The sequence below is a fragment of the Streptomyces zaehneri genome (assembly GCF_032248645.1).
Lineage (GTDB): Bacteria > Actinomycetota > Actinomycetes > Streptomycetales > Streptomycetaceae > Streptomyces > Streptomyces coriariae.
On the sequence record NZ_JASTTJ010000013.1, the window covers coordinates 148,713 to 169,739 of the forward strand.

General features: G+C 71.9%; 22 protein-coding genes. 9 read left to right on the forward strand and 13 right to left on the reverse strand.

Annotated elements, in window-relative coordinates; all coding sequences use genetic code 11:
• Positions 1–5: 5 nt before the first annotated feature.
• Positions 6–1,478, forward strand: a complete 1,473-nt coding sequence (locus QQM72_RS22400) for a phytoene desaturase family protein (RefSeq protein ID WP_314222643.1) — start codon at positions 6–8, stop codon at positions 1,476–1,478.
• 58 nt (positions 1,479–1,536) lie between these two features.
• On the opposite strand, the gene QQM72_RS22405 is transcribed toward QQM72_RS22400, so the two are convergent.
• The 6 genes from QQM72_RS22405 to QQM72_RS22430 all read right to left on the reverse strand — a co-directional run bounded on the left by QQM72_RS22405 (position 1,537) and on the right by QQM72_RS22430 (position 6,501).
• On the reverse strand, positions 1,537–2,580 hold the full coding sequence (locus tag QQM72_RS22405) for an SCO2102 family sporulation regulator (protein ID WP_314222644.1): 1,044 nt from the start codon (positions 2,578–2,580) through the stop codon (positions 1,537–1,539).
• A 56-nt stretch (positions 2,581–2,636) separates the two neighbouring features.
• Complete coding sequence (gene metF / locus QQM72_RS22410) at positions 2,637–3,560, reverse strand: methylenetetrahydrofolate reductase [NAD(P)H] (protein WP_314222645.1); 924 nt, start codon at positions 3,558–3,560, stop codon at positions 2,637–2,639.
• A gap of 161 nt (positions 3,561–3,721) precedes the next feature.
• On the reverse strand, positions 3,722–4,369 hold the full coding sequence (thiE, locus tag QQM72_RS22415) for a thiamine phosphate synthase (protein ID WP_314222646.1): 648 nt from the start codon (positions 4,367–4,369) through the stop codon (positions 3,722–3,724).
• 76 nt (positions 4,370–4,445) lie between these two features.
• Positions 4,446–4,811 carry an Rv2175c family DNA-binding protein gene (locus tag QQM72_RS22420; protein ID WP_314222647.1) on the reverse strand — a complete coding sequence of 122 codons (366 nt, stop codon included), beginning with the start codon at positions 4,809–4,811 and terminating at the stop codon, positions 4,446–4,448.
• Positions 4,812–4,870: 59 nt separating this feature from the next.
• Positions 4,871–6,118, reverse strand: a complete 1,248-nt coding sequence (locus QQM72_RS22425) for an NAD(P)/FAD-dependent oxidoreductase (RefSeq protein ID WP_314222648.1) — start codon at positions 6,116–6,118, stop codon at positions 4,871–4,873.
• Between the two features lie 32 nt (positions 6,119–6,150).
• Entirely contained in the window at positions 6,151–6,501 is a 351-nt protein-coding gene (locus QQM72_RS22430) for a hypothetical protein (RefSeq protein WP_314222649.1), read from the reverse strand.
• A 160-nt stretch (positions 6,502–6,661) separates the two neighbouring features.
• Between QQM72_RS22430 and thiO the strand changes: the two genes are divergently transcribed.
• The 5 genes from thiO to QQM72_RS22455 all read left to right on the forward strand — a co-directional run bounded on the left by thiO (position 6,662) and on the right by QQM72_RS22455 (position 11,862).
• Positions 6,662–7,828, forward strand: coding sequence for a glycine oxidase ThiO (thiO, locus tag QQM72_RS22435; protein WP_314222650.1), 1,167 nt, complete (start codon positions 6,662–6,664; stop codon positions 7,826–7,828).
• A gap of 44 nt (positions 7,829–7,872) precedes the next feature.
• Positions 7,873–8,073, forward strand: coding sequence for a sulfur carrier protein ThiS (gene thiS / locus QQM72_RS22440; RefSeq protein ID WP_314222714.1), 201 nt, complete (start codon positions 7,873–7,875; stop codon positions 8,071–8,073).
• 3 nt (positions 8,074–8,076) lie between these two features.
• Positions 8,077–8,871 carry a thiazole synthase gene (locus QQM72_RS22445; protein ID WP_314222651.1) on the forward strand — a complete coding sequence of 265 codons (795 nt, stop codon included), beginning with the start codon at positions 8,077–8,079 and terminating at the stop codon, positions 8,869–8,871.
• Between the two features lie 137 nt (positions 8,872–9,008).
• Positions 9,009–10,949 (forward strand): Stk1 family PASTA domain-containing Ser/Thr kinase, encoded by a 1,941-nt coding sequence (gene pknB, locus QQM72_RS22450; protein WP_314222652.1) that lies wholly within the window; start codon positions 9,009–9,011, stop codon positions 10,947–10,949.
• A 34-nt stretch (positions 10,950–10,983) separates the two neighbouring features.
• Positions 10,984–11,862, forward strand: a complete 879-nt coding sequence (locus QQM72_RS22455; protein WP_314222653.1) for a deoxyribonuclease IV — start codon at positions 10,984–10,986, stop codon at positions 11,860–11,862.
• Between the two features lie 36 nt (positions 11,863–11,898).
• Here QQM72_RS22455 and QQM72_RS22460 read toward each other — a convergent pair whose 3' ends face one another.
• Positions 11,899–12,531, reverse strand: a complete 633-nt coding sequence (locus QQM72_RS22460; RefSeq protein ID WP_314222654.1) for a sulfite oxidase-like oxidoreductase — start codon at positions 12,529–12,531, stop codon at positions 11,899–11,901.
• Positions 12,532–12,728: 197 nt separating this feature from the next.
• On the opposite strand from QQM72_RS22460, the gene bfr reads away from it, so the two are divergent.
• Entirely contained in the window at positions 12,729–13,208 is a 480-nt protein-coding gene (gene bfr, locus QQM72_RS22465; RefSeq protein WP_314222655.1) for a bacterioferritin, read from the forward strand.
• A gap of 8 nt (positions 13,209–13,216) precedes the next feature.
• Here the strand turns inward: bfr and QQM72_RS22470 are convergent, their stop codons facing one another.
• Together QQM72_RS22470 and QQM72_RS22475 are read right to left on the reverse strand one after the other, a co-directional pair.
• Entirely contained in the window at positions 13,217–13,459 is a 243-nt protein-coding gene (locus tag QQM72_RS22470; RefSeq protein WP_314222656.1) for a (2Fe-2S)-binding protein, read from the reverse strand.
• Positions 13,460–13,580: 121 nt separating this feature from the next.
• A complete protein-coding gene (locus tag QQM72_RS22475; protein WP_314222657.1) occupies positions 13,581–14,933 on the reverse strand; it encodes a class II 3-deoxy-7-phosphoheptulonate synthase in 1,353 nt (450 codons plus the stop codon).
• Positions 14,934–15,029: 96 nt separating this feature from the next.
• On the opposite strand from QQM72_RS22475, the gene QQM72_RS40920 reads away from it, so the two are divergent.
• Together QQM72_RS40920 and QQM72_RS22480 are read left to right on the forward strand one after the other, a co-directional pair.
• Entirely contained in the window at positions 15,030–15,086 is a 57-nt protein-coding gene (locus tag QQM72_RS40920; RefSeq protein WP_078912442.1) for a trp operon leader peptide, read from the forward strand.
• Between the two features lie 117 nt (positions 15,087–15,203).
• A complete protein-coding gene (locus QQM72_RS22480) occupies positions 15,204–17,111 on the forward strand; it encodes an anthranilate synthase family protein (protein WP_314222658.1) in 1,908 nt (635 codons plus the stop codon).
• A 29-nt stretch (positions 17,112–17,140) separates the two neighbouring features.
• Here the strand turns inward: QQM72_RS22480 and QQM72_RS22485 are convergent, their stop codons facing one another.
• The 4 genes from QQM72_RS22485 to QQM72_RS22500 form a co-directional block, all read right to left on the reverse strand.
• Positions 17,141–18,169, reverse strand: coding sequence for a 6-phosphofructokinase (locus QQM72_RS22485; protein ID WP_314222659.1), 1,029 nt, complete (start codon positions 18,167–18,169; stop codon positions 17,141–17,143).
• Positions 18,170–18,289: 120 nt separating this feature from the next.
• Positions 18,290–18,970: a response regulator transcription factor gene (locus QQM72_RS22490; RefSeq protein WP_314222660.1), complete on the reverse strand. Its 681-nt coding sequence runs from the start codon at positions 18,968–18,970 to the stop codon at positions 18,290–18,292.
• Positions 18,967–20,193, reverse strand: a complete 1,227-nt coding sequence (gene macS / locus QQM72_RS22495; RefSeq protein WP_314222661.1) for a MacS family sensor histidine kinase — start codon at positions 20,191–20,193, stop codon at positions 18,967–18,969. Before macS ends, QQM72_RS22490 begins: the two co-directional genes overlap by 4 nt.
• Before the next feature lie 53 nt (positions 20,194–20,246).
• Positions 20,247–21,005, reverse strand: coding sequence for a lysophospholipid acyltransferase family protein (locus QQM72_RS22500; protein WP_314222662.1), 759 nt, complete (start codon positions 21,003–21,005; stop codon positions 20,247–20,249).
• Between the last annotated feature and the right edge of the window lie 22 nt (positions 21,006–21,027).

Below are 21,027 nucleotides of genomic sequence, written 5' to 3' on the forward strand. Positions count from 1 at the left end.
CAGGCATGGCAGGGATTGCGGTGATCGGCGCCGGGATGGGCGCGCTGGCGGCGGCCGCCCGGCTGGCCGTCGCGGGCCACCGGGTGACGGTGTACGAGCGTACGCAGACGTACGGCGGAGCGGTGCGCCGCTTCGAGCGGGACGGCTTCGGTTTCGACACCGGTCCCGGTCTGCTGCCCCTTCCCGCCGTCTACCGCGACCTCTTCGTCAAGACCGGCAGGGAGCCGCTGGAGGCCTGCGTCGAGCTGGTCCAGGTCGATCCGTCCGCACGGCACGTCTTCGCGGACGGCACCGAGGTGGCGCTGCCGAACGCCTCGCGCGCGGGGGTCGTCGCGGCGCTGGACACGGCGCTCGGGGCACCGGCCGGGCAGCGCTGGGGCGACTTCCTGGTCCGGGCCCGTGAGGCCTGGGACCGCACCCGCCGTCCGCTCCTGGAGGAGCCCCTGTGGGACGACTGGTCGGTGCTGGCGGCGCGCGAGCCCTACCCTGCGGTCCCGCACAAGCGCCTGCTGCGCACCCGTCGGGCGGGCACCCTCGCCGAGGTCGGCGCGTGGGAACTGCGTGACCCCCGGCTCGCCGCGCTGCTCGAGGGCCACGCGCTCGCGTACGGCCTTGACCCGCGGGTCACCCCGGCGAGCGCGGCCGTGCTGCCGTACATGGAGCACGCCTTCGGCACCTGGTACGTGCGCGGGGGGATGCGCGAGCTGGCCCGCGCGGTCCACGAGCGGTGTCTGGCGCGCCGGGTGGAGTTCGTCTTCGGCGCCGAGGTCACCCGGATCCTGGAGAAGGACGGCCGGGCGGTGGGCGTGGAACTCGCCGAGGGCGAGGTGCGGGAGGCGGACTTCGTGGTCGCCCCCGGCGGCGCGGGCGGGCTGCCCGCCCGCGCGGACGGCGAGGTCGCGCCCCAGCTGGGCCTGCCGAGCCGGCTGACCGTACTGCTCGCGCTGCGCGGCGCCCGGCCGGAGGGCACCGCGCACCGGACGGTGGTGCACTCGGCGGACCGTGACGGCGAGTTGGAGAGCCTCTTCGGTACGACGCCGTCAGTGCCCGCGCGGCCGACGGTGACGGTTCTGCGGCCCGACGACGCGGCCCTGGTGCCGGACGGCGCCCATGAGGCGGTCACGCTCGGTGCGGTGGTGCCCGCGGGCGCGGAGATTCACGACGCACACGTGGACGCGCTGGTCGCGGCCGCCGAGCGAGCCGTCCCCGGTCTGCGCGACCGTGTCCTGTGGCGCGAGGTGCGCACCCCCGCCGACATCGCGCGGGAGACCGGCGCGGTGGGCGGGGCGGTCCCGGCTCCGGCACTGGCCGCGGCCGGGGGGCGGCTGCTGCATCCCGCCAACTCCACAGGCCTGCAAGGGCTGTTCACGGTCGGCGGCTGGTCGCACCCGGGCGGCGGACTGCCGCACGCGGGCATGTCGGGCGCGCTGGTGTCCGGACTGATCGTGGAGGGCCCGCAGTTCCGGGGCTCGCAGTGAGCCACCGAGGTTCCCGGCGGCGGCCCCGACAGCAGGCGTTCCCGGGAAGCCGCGGCCGTCAGAACCGATACTGCTCGTCGTAGCCGGTGCCCTGGCCGTGGCCCTGCTGCTGGCCGTCGCCCTGGTACGGGTACTGCTGCTGCTCGGGCGGGAGTTCGCCGCCCAGCGGGTCGTCGGTGCTGCGCTGCTGCGGGACCCAGACGCCGCCCGCCGGGGTCTCCCCGTAGCCGCCGGTGCCGTACTGCTCCTGGCCGTAGCCCTGCTGCCCGTACTGCTGCTGGTCGTAGCCGGCGTCGTAGGAGCCGCCGCCGTAGGTCTGGGTGCCGATGTACGGGTCGGAGTAGGCGGCGTACTGCTGCTCGCCGGTGGCGTCGTAGCCGTACTGCTGCTGGTGGTACCCGGAGTACGTGTCGTACCCGTAGTTCTGGTCCGTGCCCTGGGCGGCCGTCGCGTACTGGTCCTGGGGCTGGCCCTGCGACTGACCCTGGCCGCCCGCGGCCGCGTACGCGGTGTCGCTGTATACGCCGTAGGAGCCGGTGTCGTCGGGCAGGGGCTGCGGCTCGTACACGGACGTGGTCTCGGCGGCCGAGGGGTCGGCGCCGCGGGCCGCGGGCGTGAAGACGTCGTCGCGGTCGTAGTCGTCGTCGCCGAAGGCGTTCTTGCCGCCGAAGGCGTTCCTGTCCTGACCGAACGCCACGTCGTCGGAGCCGTACTGCGCATCGGAGCCGATACCGGCCTCCCCCGCCTCCAGGCCGGAGACCTCGAGCGTCGGGTCCTTGCGCTCGGCCTTGCCGCGGCGCCGCTTGGTGACGGCCCCGCCCTCACCGTCCGTGTCCGTGTCCGCGTCCCCGCGCCGGAAGGCCCAGCCCTCGGCGAAGCCGCGCCGGAAGGACAGCGTGACGTAGGTCTGGCCGACCGCGAAGGCGGCGGCGCCCAGGGCGATGACGACGACCGACGGGATCAGTACACCGAGGACCACGCCGAGGAAGCCGACGAAAGCCAGCAACCGCCAGCGCAGCCGCGCCTTGTACTGCAGCAGAACCTCGCCGAGCAGCCACAGCGCGACAAAGCCAAACGCGATGTAGAGGACCGTCCAGCCCATGTACGCCCCTCTCCCAGTGGCCGCTACGCAGTGTGTCGTATGTGGATGCGACCGGTCTAGGCCTGCGGCGGATGGTGCAGGCCCAGGTTCTCGTAGATTTCCAGCGTCGCCGTGGAGTTGTTGAGCGTGATGAAGTGCAGTCCGGGCACTCCCTCGGCCAGCAGCCGTGCGCAGAACTCCGTGGCGAAGTCGATGCCAATGGAGCGTACAGCGGCCGGATCGTCTTTGGCTGTGAGGATCCGCTCTTTCAGGGCGGCCGGGAAGTGGGCGTTGCTGAGCTTGGGCAGGCTCTCCAGCATCTTCACACTCGTCACCGGCAGGACCTCGGGGATGACCGGAGTCACACAGCCGGCCGCCTCGACGCGGTCACGCAGCCGCAGATAGGACTCGGGCTCGAAGAACATCTGCGTGATGGCGTAGTCGGCGCCGGCCCGGCACTTGTCGACGAAGTGCGTGACGTCCGTGTCCCAGTCGCCGGAGCGCGGGTGCATCTCGGGGAAGGCGGCGACACCCACGCAGAAGTCGCCCGACTCCTTGATGAGCCGGACGAGTTCGGCGGCGTACGTCAGGCCCTGGGGGTGCGGTACCCATGCGCCCATGGGGTCGCCGGGCGGGTCGCCGCGCACGGCGAGCATGTTGCGGATCCCGGCGTCGGCGTACTGGCCGATGATGTTGCGCAGTTCGGCGATGGAGTGGTCCACGGCGGTGAGGTGCGCGACCGGCGTGAGGGTGGTGTCGACGACGATCTGCTGGGTCTCCCTGACCGTGGTCGCCCGGGTCGAGCCGCCGGCACCGTACGTGACCGAGACGAAGTCAGGGGCGACCGCCTCGACCCGGCGCAGCGCGTTCCACAGGCTCCGCTCACCCTTGGGCGTCTTCGGCGCGTAGAACTCGAACGAGTACGTCGTCTTGCCGGTCGCCAGGATGTCGCGCACGGTGCGCGCGCGGTCCGTCCTGGTGGATGCGGTTCCTAGGGCCATACCCGCAGGTTAGTCAGGGGTGGGCGGTCTCCCAACCCGATGCGGGAAATTTGCCCGGATTGTCGACTTGTTGTCCACCCCTTGGGACAGCCGTACCAGAGGTCCCGACCGGGCCGGACGTACCGGCCGGGACCGGTCGGGGCCTGCCTGGACCTGCCGGATCACGCCTCGCGCAGCCGCTTCGCGAACTCCGCCGCCGCTGCACCCGGGTCGTCCGCGTCCGTGATCGCCCGGACGACGACGACCCGGCGGGCGCCCGCCGCCAGCACCTCGTCCAGGTTGCCGAGGTCGATGCCGCCGATGGCGAACCAGGGGCGGTCGGCGCCGAGGGCGGCCGTGTGCCGGACCAGGTCGAGGCCGGGGGCGGGCCGGCCGGGCTTGGTGGGGGTGGGCCAGCACGGGCCGGTGCAGAAGTAGTCGACACCCTCCTGGACGGCGGCGGCCTCGGCCTCCGCCTCCGTGTGCGTGGAGCGGCCGACGAGGACGTCCTCGCCGAGGATCGCGCGGGCCGCGGGGACCGGCAGGTCGCCCTGGCCGAGGTGGAGCACGTCGGCGGCGGCCGCGTGCGCGACGTCCGCGCGGTCGTTGACCGCGAGCAGCCTGCCGTGCCGGGCGCAGGCGTCGGCGAACACCTCGAGGTGCTCCAGCTCCTCGGCCGCCTCGATGCCCTTGTCCCGCAGCTGGACGATGTCGACACCGCCCGCGAGGACCGCGTCCAGGAACTCCGGGAGGTCCCCCTCGCGGGTGCGGGCGTCCGTGCAGAGGTACAGCAGGGCGTCGGCCAGGCCGGTGCGGGCGGTGTCGGGCATAGGAAGGTCCCCCAGTGCGGTGGCGTACGGAAGCGAGCGCCCCCGCACGCCGCGTGTGTCGGTTCGAATACGCGGGTCAGACGGCGAGCGCCTGGGCGCGGCGCTTCACCTCCGTGCCGCGGTTCTCACTCAGGGCCTGCGCGGGGGTGCCCGGCAGGCTCGGGTCGGGGGTGAAGAGCCACTCGAGCATCTCTTCGTCCTTGAAGCCGTCGTCCCGCAGCAGGGTCAGGGTCCCGACCAGGCCCTTCACCACCTTGTCCCCGTCGATGAAGGCGGCGGGGATGTGCAGCGCGCGGTTCTCACCGCGGCGCACGGCGATGAGCTGGCCGTCCTTGATCAGCTGCCGGACGCGGATCACGTCGACATCGAGCATCTCCGCGATGTCGGGCACGGTGAGCCAGTCGGGGACGAGGGCGTCGGTCTTTGCGTCAATCTCGGTCACGGGAACAAGCCTGCCATCTGCCGCTGACAGTCGGAAACCGAGCCGGTCCGACCAGGCGCTCAGGTCGCCGCCGTCGCCGCCTTCAAAGGCCTCGCCGGATCCACGAGGAGCCGCGGGTTCATGGGCGTGCCCGCCTGGATCAGCCGCTTGCCCTGGGCGAGGTCGCGCGCCCGGCCCACGGCCAGCAGGGCGACCAGCCGGTCCTCGCGCAGCCAGCACACCGACCAGGCGGGTCCCGACGGGTCGCCGCGCCACAGCACGCGGTCGGCGTCGGCGTGGTGTCCGGCGTACTGGACGAAGCGGCCGAACTGCTCGGACCAGAAGTACGGGACGGGGTCGTAGACGGCCAGGGGCTCGTCGGTGGCGGCGCCGACGATGTTCGTCGCGACCGTGCGCGGTCCCTGGAGGGCGTTGTCCCAGTGATGCACGAGGAGCCGCTCGCCGTACCGCCCCGAAGGGAAGGAGGCGCAGTCGCCGACCGCGTACACATCGGGCACGGAGGTCCGCAGATGGACGTCGGCCACGACCTCATGGTGGGCGCCGAGTGCGACGCCGGAGCCGGCCAGCCAGGCGGTGGCGGGGCGGGCGCCGATGCCCACCACGACGGCGCCCGCGGGCAGCCGGGAGCCGTCGTCCAGGACGACCGCACCGGGCTCGACGCGCTCCACGCGCGCGTGGGTGCGCAGCTCGACTCCGCCGTCGGCGTACCAGGCGGCCATCGGGGCGGCGACCTCGGCGGGCAGGGCCCCGGCCAGCGGCCGGTCGGCGGCCTCGACGACGGTGACCGCGCAGCCGGCCTCCCGCGCGGCCGTGGCGAACTCGGCGCCGATCCAGCCGGCGCCGACGACCACGACGTCGTGCTGCCGGGCGAGCACGGGCCGCAGCCGTTCGGCGTCGTCCAGGGTGCGCAGCAGGTGCACGCCGGGCACGCCCTCGGCGCCGGGCAGCCGGACCGGTTCGGCGCCGGTGGCGAGGACGAGGACGTCGTAGGGGACGGGCCCGGCCTCGGTGTCCAGCTCGTGGTCGGCGGGGCGAAGGCCGCCGACCTCGCGGCCGAGCACCAGCTCGATGCCCAGACCCTCGAAGTCGACGTCGAAGGCGGAGCCCTCGGCGTTGCCGAGCAGGACGGCCTTGGACAGCGGGGGCCTGTCGTAGGGCTGGTGGGGCTCCGCGCCGATCAGCGTCACCGTGCCGTCGAAGCCCTGTTCACGCAGGGCCACGGCGGTCTGCACCCCGGCCATGCCCGCGCCGACCACCACCACGCGCCGCCCGGACGGACCGCCTGCTACCTGCCTCTGCTCGCTCACCTGATCACCTTAGGCGGCTGACGAATCGTCAGTCAGCCGTCGTGCGCCGTGACCTGCTCCACAACGCTGGTGCCGCTGCCCTCCTGCGACTCCCACGCCCAGCTCTCCTCGAGCCGCACCCGTCCGTCGCCGAGCTCCACGACCGTCGAGACGCAGTGTCCCGAGGACGTCGTCCCGTCGTGCTTGAGCTGTACGTACCGGAAGTCGAGCCGGTCGCCTTCCCGGGTACCCACCAGATGCCCGCGTACGACGTCACCGCCCGCGTACTCCGCCCAGATCTCGCCGTCGCGCTCGTGGTACGTGAAGCGGGTGCGGGTGCCGACCTGGCCCGGGGCCTGGTCGGCGACGGGCGCGAGGACGAGGCCGTCCAGCGAGCGGGGCATGACGAAAGGCTCCCTTACAGAGGCGCCGGACCACGGGCTAGGGTGGCCAACCTAGAGCACACGCGGGAGTCCGGACGCACCGGGCTGAGAGGGAGGCTGGCGGCCTCCGACCGTCGAACCTGATCCGGGTCATGCCGGCGAAGGGAGGGGCTGGACGCCCATGTCGTCTCCACGTACGTCAGACGTCCTCGTCATCGGGGGCGGGATCATCGGCCTTGTCACGGCCTGGCGGGCCGCGCAGCGCGGCTTCGCCACGGCGGTGGCCGACCCGGCGCCGGGCGGCGGGGCCGCCCAGGTGGCGGCCGGGATGCTGGCCGCCGTCACCGAACTGCACCACGGCGAGCAGACCCTGCTCGGCCTCAACCTGGCGTCCGCCCGCCGATACCCGGAGTTCGCGGCCGAGCTGACGGAGCTGACCGGGCACGACCTCGGTTACCGGCGCTGCGGCACGCTCGCGGTCGCGCTGGACTCCGACGACCGCGCCCATCTGCGCGAACTGCACGCGCTTCAGCAGCAGTCGGGGCTGGAGTCGGAGTGGCTGTCCGGGCGTGAGTGCCGGCGCCTGGAGCCGCTGCTGGCGCCCGGGGTACGGGGCGGGCTGCGGGTGGACGGCGACCACCAGATCGACCCGCGGCGGCTGACCGCGGCGCTGGTGGCCGCGTGCGAGCGGGCCGGGGTGGCCTTCCACCGCGTACGGGCCGAGCGGCTGTCCGTGGTGGGCGGGCGCGCCACGGGGGTCGTCACGCGGGACGGTACGGCCCTGGAGGCGGGGCAGGTGGTGCTCGCCGGCGGCAGCCTGAGCGGACGGCTCGCGGGCGTGCCGCAGGACGTGCTGCCTCCGGTACGGCCGGTGAAGGGCCAGGTGCTGCGGCTGACCGTGCCGCCGCGGTACGCGCCGTTCCTGAGCCGGACCGTGCGGGCCGTGGTGCGCGGCAGCCAGGTCTACCTGGTCCCCCGGGAGAACGGCGAGCTGGTCGTGGGCGCCACCAGCGAGGAGCTGGGCTGGGACACCACGGTGACGGCGGGGGGCGTGTACGAGTTGCTGCGCGACGCCCATGAGCTGGTCCCGGGGATCACCGAGCTGCCGCTCACGGAGACGCGCGCGGGGCTGCGGCCCGGGTCCCCGGACAACGCGCCGCTGCTCGGGCCGACGGAGCTGGCGGGGTTGCTGCTGGCCACCGGCCACTACCGCAACGGCGTACTGCTGACGCCGGTGACGGGTGACGCGATGGCGCACGCCCTGGCCACCGGGGAGCTCCCGGACGAGGCCCGTCCCTTCACGCCCCGGCGCTTCGGCGCCGCCGCACTCTCGGAGCAGCCCGCATGAACGCCCAGGAGAACGTCCAGGAGAGCGCCCGCAAGAACGCACACGTGCGTGTCTCGGTGAACGGAGAGCGGCGCGAGTTCGCTCCCGGTACCGCCCTCGACAGCGTCGTACGGTCCCTGACGCCGGCGCCCTCCGGGGTGGCCGCCGCGCTCAACGAGACCGTCGTCCCGCGCGCGCAGTGGCCGTCCACGGCGCTGCGCGACGGTGACCGGGTGGAAGTCCTCACCGCGGTCCAGGGGGGCTGAGCCATGGCCGACGATCCCTTCGTCCTCGCGGGCAGGTCCTTCTCGTCCCGTCTGATCATGGGCACCGGGGGTGCGCCCAGCCTGGAGGTGCTGGAGCGGGCGCTGGTGGCGTCCGGGACCGAGCTGACGACGGTCGCGATGCGCCGGGTGGACCCCTCGGTGCACGGTTCCGTGCTGTCGGTGCTGGAGCGCCTCGGTATCCGGGTGCTGCCGAACACGGCGGGGTGCTTCACCGCAGGGGAGGCGGTGCTGACGGCCCGGCTGGCGCGGGAGGCGCTGGGCACCGATCTGATCAAGCTGGAGGTCATCGCCGACGAACGCACGCTGCTGCCGGACCCGATCGAGCTGCTGGAGGCGGCGGAGACGCTGGTGGACGACGGGTTCACGGTGCTGCCGTACACGAACGACGATCCGGTGCTGGCCAGGAAGCTGGAGGACGTGGGGTGCGCGGCGGTGATGCCGCTGGGCTCGCCGATCGGCTCCGGGCTGGGCATTCGCAACCCGCACAACTTCCGGCTGATCGTCGAGCACGCGCGCGTGCCGGTGATCCTGGACGCGGGGGCGGGCACCGCGTCGGACGTGGCGCAGGCGATGGAGCTGGGGTGCGCCGGGGTGATGCTGGCGTCGGCGGTGACGCGGGCGCGGGACCCCGAGCGGATGGCGTCGGCCATGCGGGCCGGCGTCGAGGCCGGAAGGCTCGCCCGGCTGGCCGGGCGGATCCCGCCCCGCTACTTCGCGGAGGCGTCCTCGCCCGTGGAGGGCCGGGCCGTGCTGGACCCCGAGCGCCCCGCGTTCTGACCGCCGCCGCGCCACCGTCCGGTCTGCGGATACGGGAGGCGCGGGACTCGTGGGTTGCGTCACAGGTCGGCTCCAGTCGCGCTGCGATCGCGGTGGAACCGCCGGAGGTGTCAGCGTCGGCTCGTACACTCACCTGCGTGGACACGACCCTTCAGGACCCTCTGGTCGGGCAGTTGCTCGACGGCCGGTATCGCGTAGAGGCGCGGATCGCGGTCGGCGGGATGGCCACGGTCTACCGGGCCGTGGACACCCGCCTGGACCGTGTGCTCGCGCTCAAGGTGATGCACCCGGCGCTCGCCGCCGACGGGGCCTTCGTCGAGCGGTTCATCCGGGAGGCGAAGTCGGTCGCCCGGCTCGCCCACCCGAATGTCGTTCAGGTGTTCGATCAGGGTGCCGATGGGTCGTACGTCTATCTCGCCATGGAGTACATCGCCGGATGCACGCTGCGCGACGTGCTGCGCGAGCGCGGGGCGCTCCAGCCGCGGGCCGCGCTCGACATCCTGGAGTCCGTGCTGGCCGCGCTCGGCGCCGCGCACCGGGCCGGGTTCGTGCACCGGGACATGAAGCCAGAGAACGTGCTCATAGGGGACGACGGGCGGGTCAAGGTCGCGGACTTCGGGCTGGTGCGGTCCGTCGACACCGTGACCAGCACCACGGGAGCCGTGCTCGGCACCGTCGCCTATCTCGCCCCCGAACAGATCGAGCAGCCCGGCGCCGCCGACCCCCGCGTCGACGTGTACGCGTGCGGGGTGGTGCTCTACGAGATGCTCACCGGTGAGAAACCTCACGACGGCGACTCCCCCGCGATCGTGCTCTACAAGCACCTCCACGAGGACGTTCCGCCGCCGTCGGCCCTCGTCCCCGGGATGCCCTTCGAGCTGGACGAGCTCGTGGCGTCGGCCACCGCCCGCACCCCCGACGTCCGGCCGTACGACGCCGTCGCGCTGCTCGGGCTGGTACGGGAGGCGCGCGCTCCGCTCAGCGTGGACCAGCTGGACGCGATGCCGCCGCAGGCCGTCTCCGCCGGACACGACAACGCCGAGGACCGGACGAGCGTGATCCCGCGCTCGCTCACCGTGCCCCGTCCGCTGCCCGTCAACGACGACGACCCCGCCGACGGCGAGGACCCGCTCAACCGCACCTCTCGCTTCCAGAGCGGGCCGCCCCTGCCGCCCCGGCGCCGTACCGCACGGCCCCGGCGCGGAGTGCTCGCGCTCGTCGCCGCCGTCCTGCTGGTGTTCGGCGTGGGCGCCGGTGTCTGGTACATCAACTCCGGCCAGTTCACCAAGGTCCCCGCGGTGCTCACGCAGAAGGAGGCGGAGGCCAGGACACGGCTGGAGGCCGCCGGCCTCGAGGTCGGCAAGGTGCGGCACCAGCACAGCGACACCGTGAAGCGCGGCACCGTCATGGACACCGACCCCGACCCGGGCGCCCGGATCCGCAAGCACGACTCCGTGACGCTCACCGTCTCCGACGGCCCGGAGATCGTGAAGGTGCCGGATGTGACGGGCTCCCGGCTGGACAAGGCCGAGGAGCTGCTGAAGACGGACGGACTGGAGCCTGGGCTCGTCACCCAGGAGTTCAGCGAGGACGTCGTCAAGGGCTTCGTGATCAGCACCGACCCGGAGGCGGGCACGAAGCGCCGCGCGGGAAGCGCGGTGTCGATCGTGGTCAGCAAGGGCGCCCCGATCGACATCCCGGACGTCACCGGCGATGCCCTGAACGACGCCAGGGCCGAACTGCAGGAGGCCGGCCTGAAGGTGAAGGTCGCCACCGGGCAGGTCAACTCCGAGTTCGACAAGGGCCTGGTCGCGACACAGACCCCGGAGGAGGGCAGCGAGGCCGCCGAGGGCGACACGGTGACGCTGACGGTGTCCAAGGGGCCGGAGATGGTCGAGGTCCCGGACGTGGTCGGCGCGAGCGTCGACGACGCCAAGTCGCTCCTGAAGCAGTCCGGGTTCGAGGTCGAAGAGGACCGGGGGCTGCTCGGACTGTTCGGCGACACCGTGAAGAGCCAGTCCGTGGACGGCGGCGACACGGCGCCCAAGGGATCGACGATCACGATCACCATCCGCTGACCGGGCGGTGCGCGGGGCATGACACCCTGAACGGGTGAGTTCTCCAGCCCCCCTCCCCGCCCGCAACCCCATCGGCGGTCACGTCCCCGTGGCCGGCGGTCTGCACGACGTGGGCATGTCGTACGCGCACGACCTCGCCGCCGAGACGGTCCAGGTCTTCGTCGCCAACCCGCGCGGCTGGGCCACTCCGGTCGGCAACCCGCGACAGGACGAGGCCTTCCGGGAGGCGTGCGCGGCGCAGTCGGTCCCGGCCTACGTACACGCGCCCTACCTGATCAACTTCGGCTCGCACACCGAGGCGACGGCCGAGCGGTCGGTGGAGTCGATGCGGCACTCGCTGCGCCGCGGGCGGGAGATCGGCGCGCTGGGCGTGGTCGTGCACACGGGAAGCGCGACGGGCGGGCGGGACCGGTCGGTGGCGCTGAAGCAGGTGCGGGAGTACCTGCTGCCGCTGCTGGACGAGCTGACCCACGACGACGACCCGTTCCTGCTGCTCGAGTCCACCGCCGGCCAGGGCGCCTCGCTCTGCTCCCGGACCTGGGACTTCGGGCCGTACTTCGAGGCGCTGGACGCCCATCCCAAGCTGGGCGTCTGCCTCGACACCTGCCACATCTTCGCGGCAGGGCACGATCTGACCGGCCCGGCCGGTATGCACCAGACCCTCGATCTGCTGGTGGACACGGTCGGCGAGGGCCGGCTGAAGCTGATCCACGCCAATGACTCCAAGGACGTGGTCGGCGCCCACAAGGACCGGCACGAGAACATCGGCGCCGGTCACATCGGGGAAGACCCGTTCCGGGCACTGATGACCCACCCCGCCACCGCGGGCGTACCGCTGATCATCGAGACGCCCGGCGGCAAGGAAGGGCACGCGGCGGACGTGGAGCGGCTGAAGAAGCTGCGGGACGGCTGACGAGAGCCCGGCGCGGCTGACGCCGCACCGGGGAGGTCAGAGTTCCGGGCCGTCCCCCGGCCCCTCCTGGTACGAGTAGCGCTGTTCCTTCCACGGGTCGCCGAGGTTGTGGTAGCCGCGCTCCTCCCAGAAGCCACGGCGGTCGGCGGTCATGTACTCGACGCCGCGGACCCACTTGGGGCCCTTCCAGGCGTAGAGATGCGGAACGACCAGCCGCAGCGGAAAGCCGTGCTCGGCGGTGAGCAGCTCGCCGTCCTTGTGGGTGGCGAAGATCGTGCGCTCGGCGGCGAAGTCGGCCAGGCGCAGGTTCGAGCTGAAGCCGTACTCGGCCCACACCATCACATGGGTGACGTTCGGGGCGGGCGGAGCGCTCTCCAGGATGGTGCGGGCCTGGATCCCGCCCCACTCGGCGCCGAGCATGCTGAACTTCGTCACGCAGTGCAGATCGGCCACGACGGACGCGTACGGAAGGGCCGTGAACTGCTCGTGGTTCCAGCAGCGCTTCTCGCCGTCGGCGGTGGCGCCGAAGACCCTGAACTCCCAGCGCTCGGGCCGGAACTTGGGCACCGGACCGTAGTGCGTGACGGGCCATCCCCGCTGAAGTCGCTGCCCCGGCGGAAGCTCGGACACTGCTTCTTCTCCAGATTCGCGCTCCACCGGCTGACCCATGACTCCATCCTGACAGACCCCGGACGGTGCACATGACCAGCCATGACCGGGCATATCCCGAATCGGGCAACTGCTACTAAGCATGCACTAACTTACTAAGTACGCACTTACTGGACGATCTTCGACGCCGATGCAATCATGCGGCGGCAGCCTCCCCGTTCCTCACCCCGATTCCCCACGTGGAAGGAGCCTCTGCGATGCAGGGCGACCCCGAGGTCATCGAGTTCCTCAACGAGCAGCTCACCGGCGAGCTCACCGCGATCAACCAGTACTTCCTCCACGCCAAGATGCAGGAGAACTTCGGCTGGACGAAGCTCGCCAAGTACACCCGGCACGAGTCGTTCGACGAGATGAAGCACGCCGAGGTGCTCACCGACCGGATCCTGTTCCTGGACGGGCTGCCGAACTACCAGCGGCTCTTCCACGTGCGGGTCGGGCAGACGGTCAAGGAGATGTTCGAGGCCGACCGTCAGGTCGAGGTCGAGGCGATCGACCGGCTGAAGCGCGGAATCAAGGTGATGCGCGAAAAGGGTGACATCACGTCCGCGAACATCTTCGAGTCGATCCTCGAGGACGAGGAGCACCACATCGACTACCTCGACACGCAGCTCGAACTGGTGGAGAAGCTCGGTGAGGCGCTGTACCTCGCGCAGCTGATCGAGCAGCCGGAGAGCTGAGCCCCTGGCTAGGCGGCTTCCTCGAGCTCTTCGAACTCCCCGACTCCGGCGAGGACCGGCCTGCCCTGGTCGGCGAGGTCACGGCGCGGACAGGCGCCCCGGCCGAGGATCGCCTGGATGCGACGGACGCACGACCCGCAGTCCGTGCCCGCCTTGCAGGCGGAGGCGATCTGGCGGGGGGTACAGGCTCCGTTGTCCGCGTGCTGCTGGACCTGCGCCTCGGTCACGCCGAAGCAGCTGCATACGAACACGCGGATTCACCTCCTGCCGAGATCAATAAGGCTAACCTAACCTTACCCGGCGGTCGGCTGACACAAAAGTGGAGTGGGGCGCGGATCGTATGTGTTCCGCGCCCCACTCCATGACCGAAGGTCACTGGTCCCGGTACATCTCCGCCACGAGGAAGGCCAGGTCCAGGGACTGGCTGCGGTTCAGGCGGGGGTCACAGGCCGTCTCGTAGCGCTGGTGCAGGTCGTCGACGAAGATCTCGTCGCCGCCGCCCACGCACTCGGTGACATCGTCACCGGTCAGCTCCACGTGGATGCCGCCCGGGTGGGTGCCGAGCGCCTTGTGGACCTCGAAGAAGCCCTTGACCTCGTCGAGCACGTCGTCGAACCGGCGGGTCTTGTGACCCGAGGCCGCCTCGTAGGTGTTGCCGTGCATCGGGTCGGTGATCCAGGCGACGGTCGCACCCGAGGCGCTGACCTTCTCGACCAGCTCGGGCAGCTTGTCGCGGACCTTGTCGGCGCCCATGCGGACGATGAAGGTCAGCCGGCCCGGCTCGCGGTCGGGGTCGAGGCGCTCGATGTACTGCAGCGCCTCCTCGGCCGTGGTCGTCGGGCCGAGCTTGATGCCGATCGGGTTGCGGATCTTCGAGGCGAACTCGATGTGCGCGTGGTCCAGCTGCCGGGTGCGCTCACCGATCCACACCATGTGCGCCGAGACGTCGTACAGCCGCCCGGTGCGGGAGTCGACCCTGGTCAGGGCGGACTCGTAGTCGAGCAGCAGCGCCTCGTGCGAGGAGAAGAACTCGACGGTCTTGAACTCCTCCGGGTCGGCCCCGCAGGCGTGCATGAAGTTCAGCGCGTTGTCGATCTCGCGGGCGAGCTGCTCGTAGCGCTGACCGGACGGGGACTGCTTCACGAAGTCCTGGTTCCAGGCGTGCACCTGGCGCAGGTCGGCGTAGCCGCCGGTGGTGAAGGCACGCACCAGGTTGAGCGTGGAGGCGGAGGCGTTGTACATCCGCTTCAGGCGCTCGGGGTCCGGGATACGGGACGCCTCGTCGAAGTCGAAGCCGTTCACCGAGTCGCCGCGGTACGTCGGCAGGGTCACGCCGTCGCGGGTCTCGGTGCCCTTGGAACGCGGCTTGGAGTACTGGCCGGCGATCCGGCCGACCTTGACGACCGGCACCGAGGCCGCGTACGTGAGCACGGCGCCCATCTGGAGCAGCGTCTTGAGCTTGTTGCGGATCTGATCGGCGGAGACCCCGTCGAACGCCTCGGCGCAGTCGCCGCCCTGGAGAAGGAACGCCTCTCCCTTGGCGACGGCCGCCATCCGGGCACGCAGCTGGTCGCACTCGCCCGCGAAGACGAGCGGCGGATACGACTCGAGTTCCGCGATCACTGCGCGCAGAGCCTCGGTGTCGGGGTACTCGGGCTGCTGCGCCGCGGGCAGGTCTCGCCAGGTGTTGCCAGCGCTGGCGCTGGTCTTAGCGTTCACGGTCACGCCCTCAACATTACGGGGTCGTGTCGAGTCGTTTTCGCCCGGCTCGACAGGTGAGACGCCCCTGTGCTCAGGTGCGCGTGGGGTAGGGTGCGTCGCATGTTCGCGCTTTCGACCCAGAACTGGTGGTGGACCGCTCATCCGGCGGCCCACTGAACTGCGCGTACGCAAGACTTCGCGAAGGCCGCCCGAGGGGCGGCCTTCGGCGTGTCCGGGGCCGTTCCTCACCGATACCGACATCGATCGAGATCGAGATCGACGGAAGAGGAACCCATGGACCTGGCACAGCTGCTCCACGACGACCGCCCGTTCGCCCTGCTCCGCCGCCGCACTCCCGGCCATGACGCGGACACGGTGGAGGTACTGCTCGGCCCGGTCGCCACCTACGACCGGCTCGCCGACCTGCCCGAGGAGTGCCTGGCGCTCGTCCCGTTCCGGCAGATCCGCGAACGCGGTTTCGACGTCCGCGACGACGGCACTCCGCTGGCGGTGCTGGTTCCCGAGGAGCGTCACGTCCTGCCGCTGACGGATGTCCTGGACCGGCTCCCGGCCAGGGACGTGCGGGTCGAGGACGGCGGCTTCGACGTGGCCGACGAGGAGTACGCGCAGATCGTCGGGCGGGTGCTGCGGGACGAGATCGGCCGGGGCGAGGGTGCCAACTTCGTGATCCGGCGGACCTACCGGGGGCGGATCCCGGGGTTCGGCCGGGCCGACGCGCTGGCCCTGTTCCGGCGGCTTCTCGAAGGCGAGCGGGGCGCCTACTGGACGTTCGTCGTGCACACCGGGGACCGGACGCTGGTGGGAGCCAGCCCCGAGGTGCACGTGCGGATGTCCGGCGGCACGGTCGTGATGAACCCGATCAGCGGGACGTACCGGTATCCGGCGCAGGGTCCGACGCCCGAGCGGCTGCTGGACTTCCTCGCCGACGGCAAGGAGATCGAGGAGCTGTCGATGGTCGTCGACGAGGAGCTCAAGATGATGTGCACCGTCGGCGACATGGGCGGGGTGGTGATCGGCCCCCGGCTGAAGGAGATGGCGCATCTCGCGCACACGGAGTACGAGCTGCGCGGCAGGTCCTCGCTGGATGTGCGGGAGGTGCTGAAGGAGACCATGTTCGCGGCGACCGTCACCGGCTCGCCCGTGCAGAACGCCTGCCGGGTCATCGAGCGGTACGAGCCTCTCGGGCCGGACGGGGTCGGGCGGGGCTACTACGCCGGCGCGCTGGCGCTGCTGGGCCGGGACCCGGGCGGGGCGCAGACCCTCGACTCCCCCATCCTCATCCGCACCGCCGACATCGACGCGGCCGGGCGGCTGCGGGTGCCGGTGGGCGCCACCCTCGTGCGCGGCTCGGATCCGGCGGGCGAGGTCGCGGAGACGCACGCGAAGGCGGCGGGTGTGCTGGCCGCGCTCGGCGTCCGGCCGGGCAGGCCACGGACGGACGGCGCGCGGCCCCGGCTGGCCGACGACCCCCGGGTGCGGGCGGCGCTGGACGGCCGCCGGGCCTCGCTGGCGCCGTTCTGGCTGCGGATGCAGGAGCGGACGCAGGAGCTGACCGGGCACGCGCTCGTCGTCGACGGCGAGGACACCTTCACCGCGATGCTCGCGCATGTGCTGCGTTCCAGCGGTCTCGAGGTGAGCGTCCGGCGCTACGACGAACCCGGGCTGACGGAGTCGGTGCTCGCGCACGAGGGGCCGGTCGTGCTGGGCCCCGGCCCCGGCGACCCGTCCGACCTGACCGACCCGAAGATGCGGTTGCTGCGGGGGCTGACCGCGCGGGTGATCAGGGAGCACCGGCACGGTGTCCTCGGGGTCTGCCTCGGGCACGAGCTGATCGCGGCGGAGCTGGGGCTGGACATCGTGCGCAAGCAGGTGCCCTACCAGGGGGCGCAGACGACCGTGGACCTGTTCGGGCGGGCGGAGACCGTCGGGTTCTACAACAGCTTCGTGGCGCTGTGCGACGACGAGGCGCTGCGGGAGCTGGCCGCGCACGGCGTGGAGGTGAGCCGGGCCGCGAACGGCGAGGTGCACGCGCTGCGCGGGCCGGGGCGCGCCGAAGGCGCACCCATGAACGCGGTCGCCGGGGTCCAGTTCCATCCCGAGTCGGTGCTGACGCTGAACGGGGCTGCCGTGGTGCGGGAGTTGGTGGCCCGGGTGGGCGCCGAACCGCGGCCGGCCCGTTAGCGGTCCGTCAAGGGTCCGTCAGCGGTCCGTCAGCCGAAGAACACGCCGGCCTCCGCGTACAGCTTCGGGTCCACCGTCTTCAGTTTCGCGGTGGCCTCGGCGATGGGTACGCGGACGATGTCCGTGCCGCGCAGGGCGACCATCGTGCCGAAGTCGCCCTCGTGGACGGCGTCGACGGCGTGCAGGCCGAAGCGCGTGGCGAGCCAGCGGTCGAAGGCGCTCGGCGTGCCGCCGCGCTGGACGTGGCCGAGGACCGTGGTGCGGGACTCCTTCCCCGTCCGCCGTTCGATCTCCTTGGCGAGCCACTCGCCGACGCCGGACAGCCGGACGTGCCCGAAGGGGTCCAGCGACCCGTCCTTCAGCACCGCGTCGCCGTCCCTGGGCATCGCCCCCTCGGCGACGACCACGATCGGGGCGTACGACGCCCGGAAGCGGGAGGTCACCCAGGCGCAGACCTGCTCGATGTCGAAGCGCTGCTCGGGGATGAGGATGACGTTGGCGCCGCCGGCCAGGCCCGAGTGCAGGGCGATCCAGCCGGCGTGACGGCCCATCACCTCGACGACGAGGACGCGCATATGGGACTCGGCGGTGGTGTGCAGCCGGTCGATGGCCTCGGTCGCGATGCCCACGGCGGTGTCGAAGCCGAAGGTGTAGTCGGTGGCGGACAGGTCGTTGTCTATGGTCTTCGGGACGCCCACGCAGGGCACCCCGTACTCGTCGGAGAGCCGGGCCGCCACCCCGAGGGTGTCCTCGCCGCCGATGGTGACGAGGGCTCCGACCCGCTGCCGGGCGAGGGTGTCCTTGATCCGGCGGATGCCGTCCTCCTCCTTGAGGGGGTTGGTCCGCGAGGAGCCGAGGATCGTGCCGCCGCGGGGCAGGATGCCGCGCACGACGGGGATGCCCAGGCGGATCGACCTCCCTTCCAGGGGGCCCCGCCAGCCGTCGCGGAATCCGACGAACTCATGGCCGTACTCCTGGACGCCCTTGCGGACGACGGCCCGGATGACGGCGTTGAGGCCGGGGCAGTCCCCGCCCCCGGTCAGTACTCCGACGCGCATGGAAGTGTCCCTTCGCCGCGGTTGGCCGACGAGGGTCACGGTAATGGTGATCCAGGTCACACAGGTATGCCTTTGCAGGTCCAATTCCGGTGAATCGTCCGGGGATTGGCCGCGGCGCGCTCACTCGTCGTCGAGGCCGCGCTCTATCGCGTACCGGACCAGTTCCACCCGGTTGTGGAGCTGGAGCTTGCCGAGGGTGTTCTGGACGTGGTTCTGGACCGTACGGTGGGAGATGACGAGGCGTTCGGCGATCTGCTTGTAGCTCAGGCCCTTGGCCACCAGCCGCAGCACCTCGGTCTCCCGGTCCGTCAGCCGGGGCGCGTTCGGTTCGTCGCCGCCGCCCGCGGCGGGGCCGGGGTCCGAGGCCAGCCGGCGGTACTCGCCGAGGACCAGCCCGGCCAGGCCCGGGGTGAACACCGGGTCGCCGACGGCCGTGCGGCGCACCGCGTCCAGCAGTTCCTCCGTGGACGCCGACTTCAGCAGATAGCCGGTCGCGCCGGACTTCACCGCCTCCAGCACGTCGGCGTGCTCACCGCTCGCCGACAGTACGAGGACCCGCAGGGCCGGGTTCGCCGCGACGACCTCCTTGCAGACCTGGACGCCGGGCTTGGCCGGCAGGTTCAGGTCCAGCACCAGCACATCGGGCGTGGTGGCCTTGGCCCGGCGCACGGCCTGCTCTCCGTCGCCCGCGGTGGCGACCACGTCGAGGCCGGCCTCGGCGAGGTCCCGGGCGACGGCGTCGCGCCACATGGGGTGGTCGTCGACCACCATGACCCTGATCGGATCCTGCTGACCGCTCATCGCTGCTCCGCCTTCCCCCGCCGCACGTTCTTCTCCTTCGGCACCGTCAGTTCGACCTCCGTGCCCTGCCCCGGGGTGGAGATCAGCTCGGCGCTGCCGCCGAGGTCACGCAACCGGCCCCGGATCGACTGGGCGACCCCGAGCCGCCCCTCGCCCTCCGCCTGCGCGAGCCGCCCCTCGGGGATGCCGGGCCCGTCGTCCCGCACGGTGATGATCACCTCGTCGGGCTCGTCCTCCACCAGGATCCAGGCCCGGGCGTCCGCCCCGGCGTGTCTGCGTACGTTGTCCAGGGCGGCCCCGACCGCCGCGGCCAGCTCCTTCGCGGCGGGCGCGGGCAGCATCACCGGGGCGCCCGGCTCGGCGAGGTTGACGCGGGCGGCGGCGAAGGGGGCGAGCAGCGAGCGCAGGTCGACCGGACCGGTCTGCTCGGCCGGCTCCTCCACCACCCGCACGACGGCGCCCTCGGCCGCGTCCTGCGACACCCGCGAGACGGGCACCAGGCCGCCGGCGACCAGGGTGCGCAGCGCGACCTCCTGTTCCCCGGCCATCCGGCCCAGTTCGGCCGCCTCACCGCCGAGCACCGCGCCACGTCGCTGCACCATGGCCAGCACCTGGAGCACGCCGTCGTGGATGTCCCGGGCCAGCCGCTCCCGCTCCCGGGTCGCGGCCTCGATCTCCAGCGCGCGGGCCAGGGTGCGTTCGGAGGCGCGGGCGACCTCGACGACGTAGCCGATGGCGATGGAGGCGACCCAGACGAGGATCACGTTGTGGATGGTGTCGCGGGCCGGGGTACCGCGCTCGACCAGGTTGGCGACCGCCACAGCCGTGGACGCGAAGGCCGCCCAGCGCCAGCCGCCCTTGATCGCGAAGGCCAGGACGGAGCCGGCGGTCCATATCGACGGCAGGGTCGGGCCGCCCGACTGGATGCGCTCGTGGGTGTCGGCCACGGTGGTGAGCAGGATGCCGGTGAGCGCGATGGTGAGGTCGGCGGCGAGGAATCGCTTGGTGCAGCTCGCCGCGCTCGCGACCTTGGGCAGGGTGGCCACGGTCCAGACGAACAGGACGAAGTAGTAGCCGACGGCGACCCAGGGCCGGACGAACCCGTCGTAGGCGGTGGCGAAGAAGCCCACCGCGTACAGCATGGTGAGCACCCGGTAGCCGGCGAGCGCACGCCACAGCGGCAGCTCGACCGACATTCTCATGACTCTCTCGCGCCTGGCCATCCGTCCCCCGCCCCCGGGCCCCGACTACCGACTGCCGCCCACCGACCGCCGGACTACTGCTCTTTGTCCTTCTTGGCCTGGTCCTTCTCGGCCTGCGCGAGCGCCGCCTTCGCGGCCCTCTCCGCCTCCCTCTCGGCCTTCGCCGCCTCCGTGATCTGCCGCTTGGCGGCAGTCGCGTAGATGTCGACGTACTCCTGGCCGGAGAGCTTCATGATCTCGTACATGACCTCGTCGGTCACGGCGCGCAGCACGAAGCGGTCGTGATCCATGCCCTGGTACCGGGCGAAGTCCAGCGGCTTGCCGATGCGTATACCGGGCCGCATGATCTTCGGCAGCACCTTCCCGGGCGGCTGGATCTTCTCGGTGTCGATCATCGCGACCGGGATCACGGGCGCGCCGGTGGCGAGCGCCACGCGCGCGAGGCCGCCCGGCTTGCCACGGTAGAGCCGGCCGTCGGGCGACCGCGTGCCCTCCGGGTAGATGCCGAACAGCTCGCCCCGCTCGAGCACCTCCACGCCGCTGCGGATCGCCGCCTCGCCGGCCCCGCGACCGCCGGAGCGGTCCACCGGGAGCTGGCCGACGCCCTTGAAGAAGGCCGCCGTCAGCCGGCCCTTCACACCGGGCGTGGTGAAGTACTCGGCCTTCGCGATGAAGGTCACCTTGCGGTCGAGGACCGCGGGCAGGAAGAACGAGTCCGAGAAGGACAGGTGGTTGCTCGCCAGGATCGCGGGGCCCTCGGCGGGAATGTTCTCGAGGCCTTCCACCCAGGGCCTGAAGGTGACCTTCAGCGGTCCCCCGATAGCGACCTTCATCGCGCCGTACAACAAGCGAGTG

Excerpts from the sequence above, each read along its gene's own strand:
- QQM72_RS22500 (WP_314222662.1), bottom strand. The coding sequence starts at position 21,005 with ATGAAGGTCGCTATCGGGGGACCGCTGAAGGTCACCTTCAGGCCCTGG.
- QQM72_RS22430 (WP_314222649.1), bottom strand. The coding sequence starts at position 6,501 with ATGCCCCGCTCGCTGGACGGCCTCGTCCTCGCGCCCGTCGCCGACCAG.
- metF (WP_314222645.1), bottom strand. The coding sequence starts at position 3,560 with ATGGCCCTAGGAACCGCATCCACCAGGACGGACCGCGCGCGCACCGTG.
- QQM72_RS22480 (WP_314222658.1), top strand. The coding sequence starts at position 15,204 with ATGGACCTGGCACAGCTGCTCCACGACGACCGCCCGTTCGCCCTGCTC.
- thiO (WP_314222650.1), top strand. The coding sequence starts at position 6,662 with ATGTCGTCTCCACGTACGTCAGACGTCCTCGTCATCGGGGGCGGGATC.
- macS (WP_314222661.1), bottom strand. The coding sequence starts at position 20,193 with ATGGCCAGGCGCGAGAGAGTCATGAGAATGTCGGTCGAGCTGCCGCTG.
- QQM72_RS22445 (WP_314222651.1), top strand. The coding sequence starts at position 8,077 with ATGGCCGACGATCCCTTCGTCCTCGCGGGCAGGTCCTTCTCGTCCCGT.
- QQM72_RS22405 (WP_314222644.1), bottom strand. The coding sequence starts at position 2,580 with ATGGGCTGGACGGTCCTCTACATCGCGTTTGGCTTTGTCGCGCTGTGG.
- QQM72_RS22490 (WP_314222660.1), bottom strand. The coding sequence starts at position 18,970 with ATGAGCGGTCAGCAGGATCCGATCAGGGTCATGGTGGTCGACGACCAC.
- QQM72_RS22400 (WP_314222643.1), top strand. The coding sequence starts at position 6 with ATGGCAGGGATTGCGGTGATCGGCGCCGGGATGGGCGCGCTGGCGGCG.
- thiE (WP_314222646.1), bottom strand. The coding sequence starts at position 4,369 with ATGCCCGACACCGCCCGCACCGGCCTGGCCGACGCCCTGCTGTACCTC.
- QQM72_RS22460 (WP_314222654.1), bottom strand. The coding sequence starts at position 12,531 with ATGGGTCAGCCGGTGGAGCGCGAATCTGGAGAAGAAGCAGTGTCCGAG.
- bfr (WP_314222655.1), top strand. The coding sequence starts at position 12,729 with ATGCAGGGCGACCCCGAGGTCATCGAGTTCCTCAACGAGCAGCTCACC.
- QQM72_RS22485 (WP_314222659.1), bottom strand. The coding sequence starts at position 18,169 with ATGCGCGTCGGAGTACTGACCGGGGGCGGGGACTGCCCCGGCCTCAAC.